Origin of the sequence: Vibrio sp. 10N.261.45.E2 (assembly GCF_002875705.1) — a bacterium.
Lineage (GTDB): Bacteria > Pseudomonadota > Gammaproteobacteria > Enterobacterales > Vibrionaceae > Vibrio.
Window position 1 is genome coordinate 1 of sequence record NZ_MCZZ01000149.1, and the last position, 15,931, is coordinate 15,931.

Annotated in this window: 14 protein-coding genes; all 14 read right to left on the bottom strand. The window is 45.5% G+C overall.

Features of this window, described 5'->3' with window-relative positions; genetic code table 11:
• Window positions 1-50: 50 nt before the first annotated feature.
• The gene (gene urtE / locus BCT34_RS19610; RefSeq protein WP_076650851.1) at window positions 51-746 is read right to left on the bottom strand and encodes an urea ABC transporter ATP-binding subunit UrtE; all 696 of its coding nucleotides are present in this window, start codon (window positions 744-746) and stop codon (window positions 51-53) included.
• Between the two features lies 1 nt (window position 747).
• Window positions 748-1,590 carry an urea ABC transporter ATP-binding protein UrtD gene (gene urtD / locus BCT34_RS19615; RefSeq protein ID WP_076650850.1) on the bottom strand — a complete coding sequence of 281 codons (843 nt, stop codon included), beginning with the start codon at window positions 1,588-1,590 and terminating at the stop codon, window positions 748-750.
• Entirely contained in the window at window positions 1,587-2,759 is a 1,173-nt protein-coding gene (gene urtC, locus BCT34_RS19620) for an urea ABC transporter permease subunit UrtC (protein WP_076650849.1), read from the bottom strand. Before urtC ends, urtD begins: the two co-directional genes overlap by 4 nt.
• Window positions 2,760-2,769: 10 nt before the next feature.
• On the bottom strand, window positions 2,770-4,398 hold the full coding sequence (gene urtB / locus BCT34_RS19625; protein ID WP_076650848.1) for an urea ABC transporter permease subunit UrtB: 1,629 nt from the start codon (window positions 4,396-4,398) through the stop codon (window positions 2,770-2,772).
• 160 nt (window positions 4,399-4,558) lie between these two features.
• Window positions 4,559-5,845: an urea ABC transporter substrate-binding protein gene (gene urtA / locus BCT34_RS19630; protein WP_076650847.1), complete on the bottom strand. Its 1,287-nt coding sequence runs from the start codon at window positions 5,843-5,845 to the stop codon at window positions 4,559-4,561.
• Window positions 5,846-6,139: 294 nt separating this feature from the next.
• Window positions 6,140-6,367 carry a zinc ribbon domain-containing protein gene (locus tag BCT34_RS19635; protein ID WP_017106474.1) on the bottom strand — a complete coding sequence of 76 codons (228 nt, stop codon included), beginning with the start codon at window positions 6,365-6,367 and terminating at the stop codon, window positions 6,140-6,142.
• Between the two features lie 36 nt (window positions 6,368-6,403).
• Window positions 6,404-7,405, bottom strand: coding sequence for a sensor domain-containing diguanylate cyclase (locus BCT34_RS19640; RefSeq protein WP_076650846.1), 1,002 nt, complete (start codon window positions 7,403-7,405; stop codon window positions 6,404-6,406).
• Between the two features lie 289 nt (window positions 7,406-7,694).
• Complete coding sequence (locus BCT34_RS19645) at window positions 7,695-8,597, bottom strand: metal-dependent hydrolase (RefSeq protein WP_076650845.1); 903 nt, start codon at window positions 8,595-8,597, stop codon at window positions 7,695-7,697.
• Window positions 8,598-8,730: 133 nt separating this feature from the next.
• Window positions 8,731-10,212 (bottom strand): ribosome biogenesis GTPase Der, encoded by a 1,482-nt coding sequence (gene der / locus BCT34_RS19650; protein ID WP_017629857.1) that lies wholly within the window; start codon window positions 10,210-10,212, stop codon window positions 8,731-8,733.
• Between the two features lie 158 nt (window positions 10,213-10,370).
• Complete coding sequence (gene bamB / locus BCT34_RS19655) at window positions 10,371-11,531, bottom strand: outer membrane protein assembly factor BamB (RefSeq protein ID WP_076650844.1); 1,161 nt, start codon at window positions 11,529-11,531, stop codon at window positions 10,371-10,373.
• A 10-nt stretch (window positions 11,532-11,541) separates the two neighbouring features.
• Window positions 11,542-12,156 (bottom strand): YfgM family protein, encoded by a 615-nt coding sequence (locus BCT34_RS19660; protein WP_076650843.1) that lies wholly within the window; start codon window positions 12,154-12,156, stop codon window positions 11,542-11,544.
• Window positions 12,157-12,235: 79 nt separating this feature from the next.
• Window positions 12,236-13,504 carry a histidine--tRNA ligase gene (gene hisS, locus BCT34_RS19665; protein WP_017062514.1) on the bottom strand — a complete coding sequence of 423 codons (1,269 nt, stop codon included), beginning with the start codon at window positions 13,502-13,504 and terminating at the stop codon, window positions 12,236-12,238.
• Window positions 13,505-13,574: 70 nt separating this feature from the next.
• Window positions 13,575-14,696, bottom strand: coding sequence for a flavodoxin-dependent (E)-4-hydroxy-3-methylbut-2-enyl-diphosphate synthase (gene ispG, locus BCT34_RS19670; RefSeq protein WP_076650842.1), 1,122 nt, complete (start codon window positions 14,694-14,696; stop codon window positions 13,575-13,577).
• 7 nt (window positions 14,697-14,703) lie between these two features.
• Window positions 14,704-15,642, bottom strand: coding sequence for a cytoskeleton protein RodZ (gene rodZ, locus BCT34_RS19675; protein WP_076650841.1), 939 nt, complete (start codon window positions 15,640-15,642; stop codon window positions 14,704-14,706).
• Window positions 15,643-15,931: the final 289 nt, after the last annotated feature.

The window sequence follows — 15,931 nt, forward strand, 5'->3', positions numbered from 1 at the left end:
GTTTTACTTGACCACTACATTCCTTACTTCATTCGGAGAAAAGAGAGAATTCATACGGTTAAATACTCCTTAATCAAGGACTCATCGAGTCCTGTCATTTCACCTTCTGCCACTTGGCGCCCACGGTCGAGAATACAAAAACGGTCACCGACCTTTCTCGCAAATGGCAGCTTCTGCTCAACCAACAACACCGTGAGTCCCATCTTCTCGTTGAGCATGCGAATGATGTCGCCAATCTCTTGCACAATATTGGGCTGAATACCTTCGGTCGGTTCATCCAAGATCAATAGCTTTGGATTGACCACCAGCGCACGTCCAATCGCTAGTTGTTGCTGTTGACCACCGGATAAGTCGCCACCGCGACGATGCAGCATCTCTTTTAGCACTGGGAAGATATCGAAGATGAATTCGGGGATCTTACGGTCGCCCTTTTCGCGAATCGGTAAACCTACTTCTAGGTTTTCTTGAACGGTGAGCATTGGGAATATCTGACGACCTTGCGGCACATAACCGATCCCTTGGCGAGAACGATCTTCGGCATCGGTTTTCAATATTGACTCACCTGATAAAGAGATGTCACCACTTTCAACCTTAACCAACCCCATGATGCATTGCAGCAAGGTGGTTTTTCCGACGCCATTGCGCCCCATTAATACCGTGCATTTGCCCTCTGGGATCTGCATATCCAAGTCCCACAAGGTGTGGCTCTCACCGTAATATTGATTAACTGATTTAACCTCTAGCATCCTATTCTCCGAGATAAACTTGTTTAACTTCAGGGTGAGCCTGCACTTGGTCCATGGTGCCTTCTGCTAACACATGACCTTGATGGAGGACTGTGACATGACTAGCAATCGAACGAACGAAATCCATATCGTGTTCAACTACGACCACCGAGTGCTTACCTGCCAATGAATTGAGTAGTTCAGAAGTGCGGTCCATCTCTTGGTGAGTCATTCCCGCAACGGGTTCATCCACCAGCAACAGCTTAGGGTTTTGCATCAGTAACATACCGATCTCTAACCACTGCTTTTGTCCATGAGACAGGTTGCCCGCCAAGTTTGCGGCTTCATCTTTGAGGTGAATCAGCTCTAGTACCGAGGTCAGTTTATCTTTCTGCTCACCAGACATCACGGCTGTGAAAGTTGCCCACACCGAGCGATCACCCGCCATCGCTAATTCAAGATTCTGCCACACGGTTAAACACTCAATCACAGTCGGCTTTTGGAACTTACGCCCAACACCCGCGTTGGCAATTTCAGCTTCATTCATCTTGAGTAGATTAATGTTAGAGCCGAGCCATACCTCTCCGGTATCTGGTTTAGTTTTCCCGGTGATGATGTCCATCATGGTGGTTTTACCTGCGCCATTAGGGCCGATGATGCAGCGCAGTTCGCCCTCTTTGATATAAAGATTGAGGTCGTTTATCGCTTGGAAACCATCGAAGCTTTTATTAACGCCTTCCACGTACAACAAAACGTTGTGACGGGTATCGATGGCAGGATGAACATCGGGTTTAAGGTAATCAAAAACTTCGTCTCGACGAGTGAACGCCTGAACCGATTCCTTTACGCTGTTAAATGTGGTCATGCGATCGCCTCCTTGGCTTTATGCTGTTCATCCTTATCTTGTCCTTCGTCTTTTGAGTTCGATGCCTTGCTCAGCTGTTGCCATTTTTCACTGACAAAGCCAATCACACCTTGTGGGAAGTACATAGTCGAGAGAACGAATAGACCACCGAGAGCGAATAACCACACCTCAGGGAATTCAACCGTAAACCAGCTCTTGGCGTAGTTGATGATCAGCGCACCAACGATGGCACCAAACAGAGTGGCACGACCGCCCAAGGCAACCCAAACCACAATCTCAATCGAGTTAAGCGGCGCAAACTCTCCTGGGTTGATGATGCCGACTTGAGGAACATATAAAGCACCCGCAATCCCCGCGATAACCGCAGACAAAACGAAGACCCACAGCTTGATGCCATCGACGTCGTAACCCATAAAGCGAGTACGAGACTCGGTATCACGAATCGCTAATGCCACACGACCTAATCGACTGGTCACTACCATTCGACACGCGATGTAGCTGAGAATGAGCGAGATACCCGTAGCGACAAACAGACCAATCTTGACCGCATCACTCTGTAAACTCAGGCCGATGATGTCTTTGAAATCCGTAAGCCCGTTGTTGCCACCAAAGCCCATCTCGTTGCGGAAGAACGCCAACATCAAAGCGTAAGTTAACGCCTGAGTCATGATAGAGAGGTAAACCCCTGACACACGAGAGCGAAAAGCCAGATAACCGAACAAATAAGCCAATGCGCCCGGCACTAACACCACCATCAGACAAGCAAACCAGAACTGATCAAAGCCCTGCCAGAACCACGGCAATGCTGACCAATCAAGGAACACCATGAAGTCAGGCAGAATTGGATCACCATAAACCCCACGGTCACCAATCTGACGCATCAGATACATGCCCATTGCATAACCGCCAAGGGCAAAGAAAGCGCCGTGGCCAAGGCTCAGTATTCCGAGGTAACCCCACACCAGATCGAGCGCCAACGCCAACATTGCGTAGCTCAGATATTTCCCCATCAGCGAGATAGTGAAAGTCTCTACATGAAGCGGATGTCCACTGGGTAACATGGTGTTGGCCAGCGGGATAAGAATAACGGCCGCTAGAATGGCAAGGATGGTCAGTTGGCCACCTTTATCACCACGCATCGCCGAAAGTACAAATGATTTTGACTGCATGATGTTGTCCTTAACCTTCAGCCGCACGACCACGTTGCGGGAACAATCCGCGTGGGCGTTTTTGAATAAATAGAATGATGAAAACCAGTACTAGAATCTTGGCAAGTACTGCGCCAGCCCATGGCTCTAAAATCTTATTGAACAAACCAAGACTCAGACCTGCGACGAGTGTTCCCCACAAGTTACCTACTCCGCCGAACACCACCACCATGAAAGAATCGATGATGTACGCCTGCCCCATATTTGGGCCAACGTTGGTCAGTTGAGAAAGCGCAACACCCGCAACACCTGCGACTCCAGAGCCTAAACCGAAGGTCATCGCATCAACACGTTCAGAGCGAATGCCCATCGCACGCGCCATACCACGGTTTTGAGAAACCGCACGAACCTGTAAACCTAATGGTGTCTTTTTCAAAACCATCAACAAGCCCATAAACACCAAACCACAAAACAAAATGATATAAAGTCGGTTGTAGGTCAGAGACAACATTGGGTTCAATTGAAGTGCGCCAGACATCCATTCAGGCGTGCTCACTGAGCGGTTCAAAGGAGAGAAAATAGAACGAACAGCTTGCTGCAAGATCAAGCTGATACCAAAAGTCGCGAGCAAAGTTTCCAATGGGCGACCGTAAAGGTGACGAATCACACTGCGCTCTATCGCAATACCAACTAAACCTGACACAATAAACGCTGCCGGAATAGAAAGTATCAACGCTAAACCGATGTGGTTCGGCATTAGCAGTTGCAATACATAGGTGGTGTAAGCACCAATCATGATCAGCTCGCCATGGGCCATGTTAATCACACCCATCACACCAAAAGTAATAGCTAAGCCAATGCCCGCCAGCACCAATACCGAGCCTAAACTCAAGCCGAAGAATACCGTTTCTACACCCGAATAGAGTGCTTGGCTTTGCTGGTAGCTGTCCATCGCACGTTCCGCTGCAGCGGTAATGGTCGGATCTTGCTCACTGTTCAATAGTTGATTGAGTGTTTTCAAAACGACCGAGTGTTTGAAGTCACCTACTCGCTCAATCGACGTGACTCGGTCTTCAATTGTTGCGCTGCGATCAAGGGAAGTATAAATAGCTAATGAGAGATCCATCAGATCTGCCACTTTACCCTCTGACTCGTTGGTTCTAAGTAAAGCTAAACGATCGATAATGTCAGAATCTTTGGTACCGAGTAGATCCAAAACAGCTTTATAGCGCACATCAGGGTTACTGCTGTTCAGTCCAATAGAAGCAATTTCCCCGCGCAAGATCCCGCGAAGTTTGTTATTCACGCGAACTTTTTTAAACAGCTTGGTATTGTCTATATTGAGGGTTGATTCATCCCATACCGACTGAGCAGAGGTTCCCGTTTTAATGCTTTGAATCAGGTAAAGCTGTTTATATTGCTCACTTTTTTTGTCATTAAAGTAATAGAGATTACCGTTTAACCAGCCATCCAAAATAGGTTTCGACACGTCTCCCGTTTGTGCTTCAATAACCCAATCGATAGCCAATTCTTTATCCGATGTTTTCTTACCAACTAGCGCCTTGGTAAAACTAGCTTCATCCGTTATTCCAGCAAAAGCCAATTGAGCACTGACTGCCATAAGCAATAGCGCCTTAAATACGTTCAATACGTTTTTCATCCCTGCTTCCTTAATCCACCTAGCTAGATATTGTTATTTTTGCTCAGTGGACATGTGGAGAATTATTGTTAGTTGAAACGATGAGCCTTCCGTTTGCTTCACCTCTTAAACAGAGGCACTCTTCCCAAACAAGAAGGCTCAACATTACTAAATTAACGCTCTAGTTACCGCCAGAACACTTCTTGGTTTCGACGTTAAACGCACCACATGAGAATGGCTTAGACCAACTAGAGAACAGCTTCGCTGATTCAGGTAGGTAACTAGACCAAGCATCACCCGCAACAAGGCCTGTGGTTTCCCAAACGATATCGAATTGACCATCGTCTTGGATTTCACCGATCAGGACAGGTTTGGTAATGTGGTGGTTTGGCAGCATGGTGGAATAGCCACCAGAAAGGTTAGGAACAGACACGCCAATCAAGGCATCTTGTACGGATTCAGGATCGGTTGTGCCCGCGTTGGTTACCGCTTGCGCCCACATGTTGAAGCCAACATAATGCGCTTCCATTGGGTCGTTGGTGACACGCTTTTCACTCTTGATGAACGACTGCCACGTTTCAACGAACTCTTCATTGGCTTCAGTATCAACACTCATGAAGTAGTTCCACGCAGCTAGGTGACCAACCAGTGGTTCAGTGTCCATACCTGACAGTTCTTCTTCACCAACAGAGAATGCAATTACCGGGATATCTTCAGATGAAATGCCTTGAGCGCCAAGCTCTTTGTAGAAAGGTACGTTCGCATCGCCGTTCACAGTAGAAACCACTGCGGTTTTCTTACCTGCTTCGCCGAACTTTTTGATGTCTGAAACGATAGACTGCCAATCAGAGTGACCAAATGGCGTGTAGTTGATCATGATGTCTTCTTCTGCGACACCTTTATCTTTTAGGTAGGCTTCAAGGATCTTGTTGGTCGTGCGTGGGTAAACGTAATCGGTACCTGCAAGTACCCAGCGCTCGACTTCAAGCTCTTCCATCAAGTAATCCACTGCCGGGATTGCTTGTTGGTTTGGCGCTGCACCTGTGTAGAAAACGTTTTTAGAAGACTCTTCACCTTCGTATTGTACCGGGTAGAAAAGGATACTGTTGAGTTCTTCAAAGACAGGCAGCATCGATTTACGTGATACCGATGTCCAACCACCGAACACCACATCTACTTTCTCTTTTTCGATAAGCTCACGCGCTTTTTCTGCAAATAGCGGCCAGTTTGACGCAGGGTCAACCACAACAGGCTCTAGCTTCTTGCCAAGCAAACCGCCCTTTTTGTTTTGCTCTTCGATGAGCATTAACACGGTATCTTTTAGCGTTGTTTCACTGATCGCCATAGTGCCAGAGAGTGAATGTAGAACACCGACCTTAATGGTCTCATCTGCTGCAAGCACTGTTGCAGAAGAAAATGAAAGTGTTGTACACAGTGCAGCTAGCGATAAATTGAACACCTTGTTCATGATAGTACTCCATAATTGTATTTTTGTTATTCAATTACAGAGTTACAAGAAGAGTGCCAAACTTATAAACCAACAACATTATTTATAAGCCATTGTATTAGTGGAATTTAAAAGAAAATCACACCAATAGAGTGCATAGCAATTACTTAACTATGTTTCATACTGGTGCAGTGACGAAGGGAATGAACCAAGATGACACATTCCTGTTCTTCAAATACAAAAAAGACCCAACACTTTCGTATTGAGCCTCTGGTATAACATCACCGATAGCCGTTCAAACCATGCTGTTTAAGGCTATTCCGCTGGTTGAAATTCGAATTTTACTCTCGACTTAGATTTCAGCTCGTTACAGTCACCATTACAAAAATAGCTTGCTGCACCACAAGCTTGAAGCTTCTCTAGTTGACTGTTGCACTCTGGGCAAAACCCAACTTTGGTAAAGTGAGCCTGACAACTTTCACAGTGATACTTGCCATCCCAAGCTAGCTCAGACTGACACTTAGGGCAGATATTTTCACTCATTAGCATTTCCTAATTTACTACTATTTTTACAATCTACTACTGCTGAGACTTAGCTTGCTTGATTTGGTACATGTTCTTATCAGCTTGTGCGATCAACTGGTCTAATCCTTGAGGGTCTTTCTCACAAGAGAGTCCGACACTCACTGAAAACTGCACATCATTGATATAAAGCGCTTGTTGCAGTGCTTTCTCTAAGCCGTGGTAGAAGCTGACAACACTTTCTTGATCATCAAAACATGAGAACACCACAAACTCATCACCACCATAACGCCCTATCTTGGCGCATGCTGTGGTTGCCTCATCGAGAACGTTGGCAACCGCCAACAACACATCGTCACCAAAACTGTGTCCATAGGTGTCATTTATAGATTTGAACTTATCGACATCGACAAACAAACACGCCATCACTTTTTGCGCAAAACAGCGCTTAGCCAACACTTTTTCAGCTTCATTGAACAGTGCACGACGATTCAAGCAATGGGTGAGAGAATCCCGATTGGCAAAAAAGTTAAGCTGATTTTCCAGCTCATATTTTTCTAATGCTACTGAATACAGAGAAGCCAATAGCTCAAGGATCTCAAGTTCAAACTCATGAGGTTCAGAAACATATTGACTGTAAATCGCGAAGGTACCTAACACATGACCATGTGAAGAGATGATAGGCACCGACCAACAGGCATGCAGATTCGCTTGATTCGTTAAGGCTAAGAAAGGTGCCCAGTTTGGGTGTGCATTGATGTTGGATACCATCACTGCTTTCTTGAGCGCAGCTGCCTCGCCACAGGAACCGATTCCCGCACCAATTCCCACCCCCTCTATCTGTTGATTGTAAAAATCAGGCAGATTTGGGGCATATTCAAGGTGTAAAGTTTTAGATTCGGAGTTGAGCAGTAAGATTGAAGCCATACGCTGCCCAAAAAGCTGCTCGGTAAGCTGGATGATCTTGTGGTTTAAATCTTTGCGATCCATACCAAGAGCAAGCTTGCGCAGCAAACTATTGACGGCCCGGTGGCCTTCTAATAAAAATTGTTGTTCCATTCACTAAGGCTTTCAATTGTGTAATCGGGTACAGCTTGTTCTTATGCAAGCTTGTTATTGGTTAATAATAACACACTAAATAAGCCGTACACACAATCGAAGATCATAGGTTGATCTTTCGCTTTATCTATTTTGATCAGCGATCTACCCCAAAAAGAATATTTATATCACCACACACCGAAAGCATAAGTTACATGTGCTGCATTTCAATTTTAAATAGTCATTTATATTAAAAGTGACGTTCAAAAACAAAATAAACAGCACAAGTTATTTCGATCTGTAGCCTAAATCATCGAATTACATGCGTCAGCATTTCAATATGCTGGTCATCTAACTGGGTTAACTTAACGGCTAATGCCTTAAGTTCTGAGGTGTTCTCAATGTGAGTACCACCACACGGAATAGACACTAAAGTATCGCTGTCTAACTGCCACTCCCAATAGCGAGAGTCTGTTAACGCCTCACCTTCCAGCCTCATAGTGATTAATGTCGACTCTGCAAGCCAGCCCGCAATCATCTGGTTGATGTCGGCTTCAATGCCTTCGAGGTTTGCCAGCATATCTGCAACGTTCAAACCGCGCTTTTTCAGGGTTTTACCTAAACGATACTTATCGGTACACAGGTCTGGAGTCACAAAACTCGTAACCTGAGCGTAGCTATTGAAGTCGTAACTACCAAGCGGATCCTTTCTGTCAGCATCTTTACGCCAGTAGCTCTCAGCCAATACTTTATTCAAGGCAAGGAAAGCGATGTGGCCAGCACTGTGACCACGGCTCAAACTGGCTTGGTACTCTTTATCAACCGACAACACCACTTCGTCGCTAACCTTAACCATATCAGCAGATACGGGTAGCTGGTGGACTACCACAAACGCCCAACCTTCCGTATCACGCTTAACAGGAATATCTGCTGCGATATGAAGCTTGCCAGTAGATTGTTCTATTGCACCGACAAGGCAATCTTCAACGGGATATTGCACATCACCAACACTTACAAAACCTTGGTCTGCCGGATGATCTGGCCAAATATGACTCACAGGGTGGAAAGGTGTCACGTCGGTGATCAAGTAAGTTTTGCTGTCGTCGCTTTCAACGTACAGCGCTTTTGCGTTGATTTGCCAAGCTTGATGACAAAATTGAGTAATGGTTGGTGTGATTGCTTGAGCTTGTGTAATCAAATCGCTAGTGGTCATATCATTCTTCTTTTGAAATCGAGTCTGATTCGTTAATCCATAACGAAACAAAAATGTGCCGTTATGGATTAACGTGAATTTTGCTTAAAAAAATACCCGAGACAGGCTCGGGTATCAAATCTATTGGAAAGGACTATTTACGACCTTTAACCATGCTCATCATACGCTTACGCTTGCGCTCTTGAGAGATTGTCAGCTTGTTAGTCTTAGCTTCAAATGGGTTCTCGCTGTTCTGGAATTGAATGCGAATAGGTGTGCCCATAATCTCTAATGAACGACGGTAGTAGTTCATCAAGAATCGTTTGTATGAATCTGGCAAGTTACGAACTTGGTTACCGTGGATAACGATAATTGGTGGGTTATAGCCACCAGCGTGCGCGTATTTCAGTTTCACACGACGGCCACGAACCATAGGCGGTTGGTGATCATCAGTTGCCATTTTCATGATACGAGTTAGAACAGAAGTACCAACACGAGTCGTCGCTGACTTGTAAGCCTCTTGAACAGACTCAAACAAGTGACCAACACCTGTACCGTGAAGTGCAGAGATAAAGTGAATACGTGCAAAATCAACGAAACCTAAACGACGGTCTAGCTCTTTCTTAACGCGTTCTTTAACGTCGTTATCTAGGCCATCCCACTTGTTTACCGCAATCACGATTGAACGACCTGCGTTCAACGCAAAGCCTAACAAGCTTAGATCTTGATCAGAGATGTTTTCACGAGCATCGATAAGTAGCAATACAACGTTCGCATCTTCAATCGCTTTCAGTGTTTTAACTACTGAGAACTTCTCTACTGTTTCGTTGATGTTCTTACGACGACGAACACCCGCAGTATCGATCAGAACGTATTCACGCTCGTCACGCTGCATTGGGATGTAGATAGAGTCACGAGTTGTACCTGGCATATCGTAAACAACCACACGCTCTTCACCAAGAATACGGTTAGTTAGCGTTGATTTACCTACGTTAGGACGACCAATGATCGCTAGCTTGATCGGTTGATCTTGAAGACGCTTGAATTCTTCTTCAGCTTCTTCTTCTGTAAATTCAACTTGCTCTTCTTCTTCGTCTTCAAACTCAGTTAAATCGCTTACTTCGCCATTTTCCGCTTTTAACGCTTCTGCGAACGGGTTCAGAGCAAGGTCAATAAGTGCCGTAACACCACGACCGTGCGCCGCAGCGATTTGGTACATGTCTTCTACGCCTAGCTGCCAGAAGTCAGCACTTGCAGCATCAGGGTCAATACCATCAACCTTGTTTACTACTAGCATTGAAGGCTTTTCTAGTTGACGTAGGTGTTTAGCAATCGCTACGTCAGATGGTGTTAGACCAGCACGGCCATCTACCATAAATAGGACAACATCAGCTTCATCAATCGCCGCTAGCGACTGTTCAGCCATTTTAGTTTCAACACCTTCTTCAGTACCGTCGATACCACCAGTGTCAATAACAATAAAGTCATGCTCGCTAAAATGAGCATGGCCGTATTTACGGTCACGCGTTAAGCCAGGGAAATCCGCAACCAATGCATCACGAGTTCGAGTCAATCGGTTAAATAACGTAGATTTACCTACGTTCGGACGCCCTACTAGAGCAACAACAGGTACCATAACAACCTCTACAATTTCTTCTCTAAATGTAGTTATAGGTAAGCACTTGTTCGCAAGTTTAAACTCTTACCTATAACCACACGGTTTATTAATTTTTAACAACAAAACGGCTCCTGGCTGTTACCAACCAGGAGCCGACTGTGAATTATATCACGCTTTTATTGGCTAATCGTTAGTTTCTTTACATCGCCATTGCGAGTCGTCACTAAGTAGCCTTCAGGCAGTTCAATTGGCGCAACCGCAAAGCCGCTATCATCGACAAGCTGTTGAGCAACAAACTTACCCGATGAACGATCTAACCAGTGCAGATAACCTTCAGTGTCACCCACGACTACATAACCATTAATAATAGCAGGTGCTGTCAGTAAGCGGTTTTCTAACAATGGAGTGCTCCAAAGTTCAGTACCACTACGCGCATCAACCGCAACCACATGGTCTTTGTCGGTAACAACGAACAGACGGCTACCATCACTTGCTAAATCAATTGCTGATGAGTAGTTACGTTTCCAAACTGGCTTACCAGAACGAAGATCGATAGCAATCAGCTGCCCATTAATACCTACGGTATATAGGGTGCCACCAAGAACAATTGGAGATGCGTCCACATCAACCAAACGATCGATTTCCGTTGCGCCTTTTGGCGTGCCTACTGGCTGTTGCCAAATAAGCTGACCACGGTCAACGATAGCCGCAGCTAGACGACCATTTGCTGTACCCCAGAATACACCACCAGAAACCGCAACAGGCGAGCTATCACCGCGAAGTGTTAGGCTTGGTACTTCTGTACTGATGGTCCATTTTTGTTCGCCGCTTGCTTGATCTAACGCGATCAACATACCGCGACTGGTATGAACAATGACCATGTTGCTATCAGTTGCTGGGGATGCAAGCACCTCGCCATTCACTGATACACGCCACAGCTCTTCACCGGTCGATTCTTCCAGTGCGATCACTTCGCCATTTTCAGAACCAACAAATACTTTACCGTAAGCCGCCGTTAAGCCACCCGATAAACGAGCCAGTACGTCTTTCTCAAGATCGACTTTCCACAGCTCTTTACCTGTATCAGGATCAAGTGCTTTAACCATACCTTCACGGCTTGCAACAAACACTTTGTCGTAAGCCAATTCTGGCGTTAGTTTTGAAAAGTAGTGACCAACACCATCACCAACCGAAGTAGACCACTCCTGACTAGGAGTGAACTCGCTGTTTACCGTTGGTACTGGCGCCATGATTACGGTATCTTCTTCACCCGCACAGCCAGCTAGTAGGCCAAGAGCAATCGCACACAACGCCGCTTTTGGAAACATCTTCTTCATTCAAAGCGCCTTATTTAGCTAGGTCGTCAAGTTTGATTTGAAGCGTTTGGCTAGCATCAACAGCTTGCTGTGCTTCTGTGTAAGCACTGTAGGCTGCGTCAGTGTCACCTTTACGAAGTGAAATATCACCACGCAGTTCAGCAACACGGCCTTTCCAAGATTCATCTGTCATCGCAGCAAGATCAGTCAGTGCCGCGTCAAATTCACCTTGCTCAGCTTTGATGCGTGCAACACGATAAGTAAGTAGTGGCTCTAGTGCCGCGTCCTTAGTTGCCGATTTTGCCCACTCTAGCTGTTCAAGTGCCGCAGCTAGCTCACCCGCTTGTACTTGTACTTTTGCTAATTGCATAGCAGCAAGCACTGAGTACTCAGCATCTTTGTTTGCGTCGATGAAAGCTTGAATATCAGATTGAGCATCAACGCCCTTAGTATCAAGAGCTGAAATTACAGAGGTGTAGCTTTCTGAAGCTGCTTCGCGCGCTTCAACGACTGAATCTTGGTAATAGCGCCAGCCAAATAGACCACCTAAACCAATAACCGCACCAAAGATTACGGCTTTACCGTTCTCTTTCCACCAATCTTTAATGGCTTCAACTTGTTGCTCTTCGCTATCGTAAAGTTCCACTTCCTGTCCTCTTTAATTCTTTAAACGCCAGCATAGTGCTGACGTTAGTATTCATTATGAGCGTTTGCTCAATGGCTAATTAGATTAGCGCAGCAACTTTCTCTGCAACTTCCGTTTGAGACACGGTTTCTTGCTCGCCGCCAACCAGATCTTTTAGCACAACTGTATTGTCAGCAACTTCGTTCTCACCAAGTACCAGCGCCACAACAGCACCTACTTTGTCAGCACGTTTGAATTGCTTCTTGAAGTTACCACCACCAAAGTGGTTCATTACACGTACGCCTTCAACGGTGTCGCGTAATTGATTCGCTAACTGCATGCCCGCGATCATAGTACCTTCGCCAGCAGCAACTACGTATACATCAACGCTACGGCGAACTTCTGTTAGCTCTAGCGTTTCCATCATCAGAACTAGACGCTCTAGACCCATTGCAAAGCCAACTGCATTGGTTGCTTTACCGCCTAGTTGTTCAACAAGACCATCGTAACGGCCGCCGCCACATACTGTACCTTGAGCACCAAGGCTGTCTGTGATCCACTCAAATACAGTGCGATTGTAGTAGTCTAGGCCACGCACTAGACGCTCATTAACTTGGTATTCGATACCAACAGCGTCAAGAAGTTCACACAAACCAGCAAAATGTTGCTTCGATTCTTCACCTAGATATTCAGATAATCGAGGTGCGTCACCTAAGATAGCTTGAACGTCTGGGTTCTTAGTATCTAGTACACGAAGCGGGTTAGTGTGCATGCGACGTTTGCAGTCTTCATCTAGCACATCAATGTGTTGCTCAAGGAAAGCCACTAACGCAGTGCGGTAGCTTACGCGATCTTCTTGAGAACCGATTGAATTTAGCTCTAGGCGAACGTGCTTATCGATACCTAACTCACGCCATAGACGTGCTGTCATCATGATAAGTTCTGCGTCAACGTCTGGACCGTCCAGGCCAAACACTTCAACACCACATTGGTGGAATTGACGGTAACGACCTTTTTGAGGACGCTCGTGACGGAACATTGGACCCATGTACCATAGGCGCTGTTCATCACGATTGATAAGGCTATTTTGAATACATGAACGAACACAACCTGCTGTGCCTTCTGGACGCAGCGTTAGGCTATCGCCATTGCGGTCATCAAAAGTGTACATCTCTTTAGAAACAACATCTGTCTCTTCACCAACGGCACGGCTAAATAGGTTTGTTTCTTCAACGATAGGCATACGTACTTCGTTGTAACCGTATGCGCTCACCACGTTTTTAACTGCGCTTTCTACTTTCTGCCACAGTGGTGATTGAGTTGGAAGGCAGTCGTTCATGCCTCGAATTGCTTGGATATTTTTAGCCACAGTATTTATTCCGTAATTTCTCACGACCAGGTGTTAGTGCGAATAGACAATCACACCCCATCGCGTTGTATTAATCTTCTAAGTTTTCTACATCAATGCGATTTGCTTTATCAAGCACTGACGCTTTTGCACGAATCTTAGCTTCAAGTTTGTCGACAAGGTCATCGTTGTCCAAGCGCTCTTTCTGACGCTTACCGTCTTCGTAGAATGCACTCTTACGCGCACTACCCGCTAACCCTAAATGAGACACTTCAGCTTCACCAGGGCCGTTAACCACACAACCGATGATAGATACATCCATTGGTGTGATAACGTCTTCCAGGCGCTCTTCAAGGGCATTAACGGTGTTGATAACATCGAACTCTTGACGAGAACAGCTCGGACATGCAATGAAGTTGATGCCACGCGAGCGAATACGCAAAGATTTCAGAATATCAAAGCCAACTTTGATCTCTTCAACTGGGTCAGCTGCTAGCGAGATACGTAGCGTATCGCCGATACCTTCAGAAAGAAGCATACCTAAACCAACAGACGACTTAACTGCACCAGCGCGTGCACCACCAGCTTCGGTAATACCAAGGTGAAGCGGTTGATCAATCTGCTTCGCTAGTAAACGGTAAGAACCGACGGCTAGGAATACATCAGACGCCTTAACGCTGACTTTGAATTGATCAAAGTTCAGACGGTCTAGGATATCTACATGACGCATCGCTGATTCAACCAGCGCTTCTGCTGTAGGTTCTGTGTATTTCTCTTGGATCTCTTTCTCAAGAGAACCGCCGTTAACACCAATACGAATCGGAATATTCATATCGCGTGCACAATCAACAACCGAGCGGATACGGCTTTCGTTACCGATGTTACCAGGGTTGATACGCAAACAGTCAACGCCGTATTCAGCCACTTTAAGTGCGATACGGTAGTCGAAGTGAATATCAGCAACCAAAGGAACAGAGACCTGCTGCTTGATTAGCTTAAAGGCTTCAGCGGCATCCATAGTCGGTACAGATACGCGAACGATATCAGCGCCAACTTTTTCCAAAGCTCTAATTTGAGCGACAGTCGCGGCTACATCAGTTGTTCTTGTGTTGGTCATGGATTGCACAGCAATTGGTGCACCATCACCGATCGGCACATCACCCACATAAATACGGGTTGATTTGCGACGAATAATAGGAGATTCGTGTTGCATATTAACTCTAAGGTAAGGTTATTCTAGCTACTTTGCCTGAAGTATACCCAGAAAGGTCGACAGGTTCACTTGCAAATGTCATTGATACGCCTTCTGGCGCACCCAGAATCACTTTATATGGCGCAGTTCCTGATAGATTCAGTGACTGACCCGCTTTTTTGATGCCAGTCGACAAGGTTTGGCCCGTTGCATCTTTAACTTGAATCCAGCAGTCAGCAGTAAACTGCATCACTAGCTCTTTGGCCACAATTTCAGGAGCAGCACTGACTTCATCAACTTCAGCAGTTGGCTCTGTCTCTGTTGCTTGTTGCGATGTAGTCTCGTCAGCTGGAGTGACAGCATCTAAAGTATCTTCCGCATCGCTTATCGCAGCAAGATCTTCAGTATCTTCAACAACAGAAGCACCCGCTTCGTTTTGTTCAGCTTCAATCACTTCTAAAGAGGTGAATTCAGGGGCAAGTGATTCTTCTACTGCTAGCTCTTCTGAACTTTCAGTATTGGCTAAAGATTGAGATAGAGTGTCTTGTTGTTGGTTTTGCCACCACCAAAGTGAAGAGATACCCGCGATCACAGCAAAAATGCTCCAAGTCAGGATCATAATACGGCTGTTGTGTTTCTCGGTTTTGGTCTTACGAGAAAAGCTCAGCATTTCTTGCTCTTGATGTTGAGCATCACCGGCATGGTGCAGCGCGTTCAATACCACTTTTTCGTCAAGATTGACGTATTTAGCGTATGAACGAATGTAGCCACGCATAAACGTCGCCACTTGATCTGACTCGAATTGGTTTTCTTCAATTTGCTGGATCAGCGTAACGCGAAGTTTTAAGCGATCAGAAATCTGCTTTTGCGTTAAACCAAGAGATTCTCGTTTGTTCTTAAGCAGCGTTCCTGCTTCCAAAGCTGGAGCTACGGTTTCTTGCGTCTGTGTATCTTGTTCTGTGTTCATAGAGAGTGAACTTCTAAAGTATTATCGCAGGTTGAGGAGAGCGTTTTTTTATTGTCGTTTAAGCTCAATCTAACAACCCACGTTATGTGGAATTTTTCCTGCTATCTAAATCATCAACCCTTAAGGCGAACATCATTCATTTATTATGGATGACCTTCTCAGGAAGCTAGTTTATCAAGTAGCCAACCTAAATAGACATATTGACGATCAGTAGCAAGCGAGCACTTAAATTAATTTAAGATTAGTTAATCATAAGCTAATGCCATTACAAGGCAAAAACACTTTAAAC

Bases quoted from the DNA above. Each gene is read 5' to 3' on its own strand.
- urtA (WP_076650847.1), bottom strand. From the start codon at position 5,845: ATGAACAAGGTGTTCAATTTATCGCTAGCTGCACTGTGTACAACACTT.
- der (WP_017629857.1), bottom strand. From the start codon at position 10,212: ATGGTACCTGTTGTTGCTCTAGTAGGGCGTCCGAACGTAGGTAAATCT.
- rodZ (WP_076650841.1), bottom strand. From the start codon at position 15,642: ATGAACACAGAACAAGATACACAGACGCAAGAAACCGTAGCTCCAGCT.
- BCT34_RS19645 (WP_076650845.1), bottom strand. From the start codon at position 8,597: ATGACCACTAGCGATTTGATTACACAAGCTCAAGCAATCACACCAACC.
- BCT34_RS19635 (WP_017106474.1), bottom strand. From the start codon at position 6,367: ATGAGTGAAAATATCTGCCCTAAGTGTCAGTCTGAGCTAGCTTGGGAT.
- BCT34_RS19640 (WP_076650846.1), bottom strand. From the start codon at position 7,405: ATGGAACAACAATTTTTATTAGAAGGCCACCGGGCCGTCAATAGTTTG.
- urtC (WP_076650849.1), bottom strand. From the start codon at position 2,759: ATGCAGTCAAAATCATTTGTACTTTCGGCGATGCGTGGTGATAAAGGT.
- urtB (WP_076650848.1), bottom strand. From the start codon at position 4,398: ATGAAAAACGTATTGAACGTATTTAAGGCGCTATTGCTTATGGCAGTC.
- urtE (WP_076650851.1), bottom strand. From the start codon at position 746: ATGCTAGAGGTTAAATCAGTTAATCAATATTACGGTGAGAGCCACACC.
- ispG (WP_076650842.1), bottom strand. From the start codon at position 14,696: ATGCAACACGAATCTCCTATTATTCGTCGCAAATCAACCCGTATTTAT.
- bamB (WP_076650844.1), bottom strand. From the start codon at position 11,531: ATGAAGAAGATGTTTCCAAAAGCGGCGTTGTGTGCGATTGCTCTTGGC.
- urtD (WP_076650850.1), bottom strand. From the start codon at position 1,590: ATGACCACATTTAACAGCGTAAAGGAATCGGTTCAGGCGTTCACTCGT.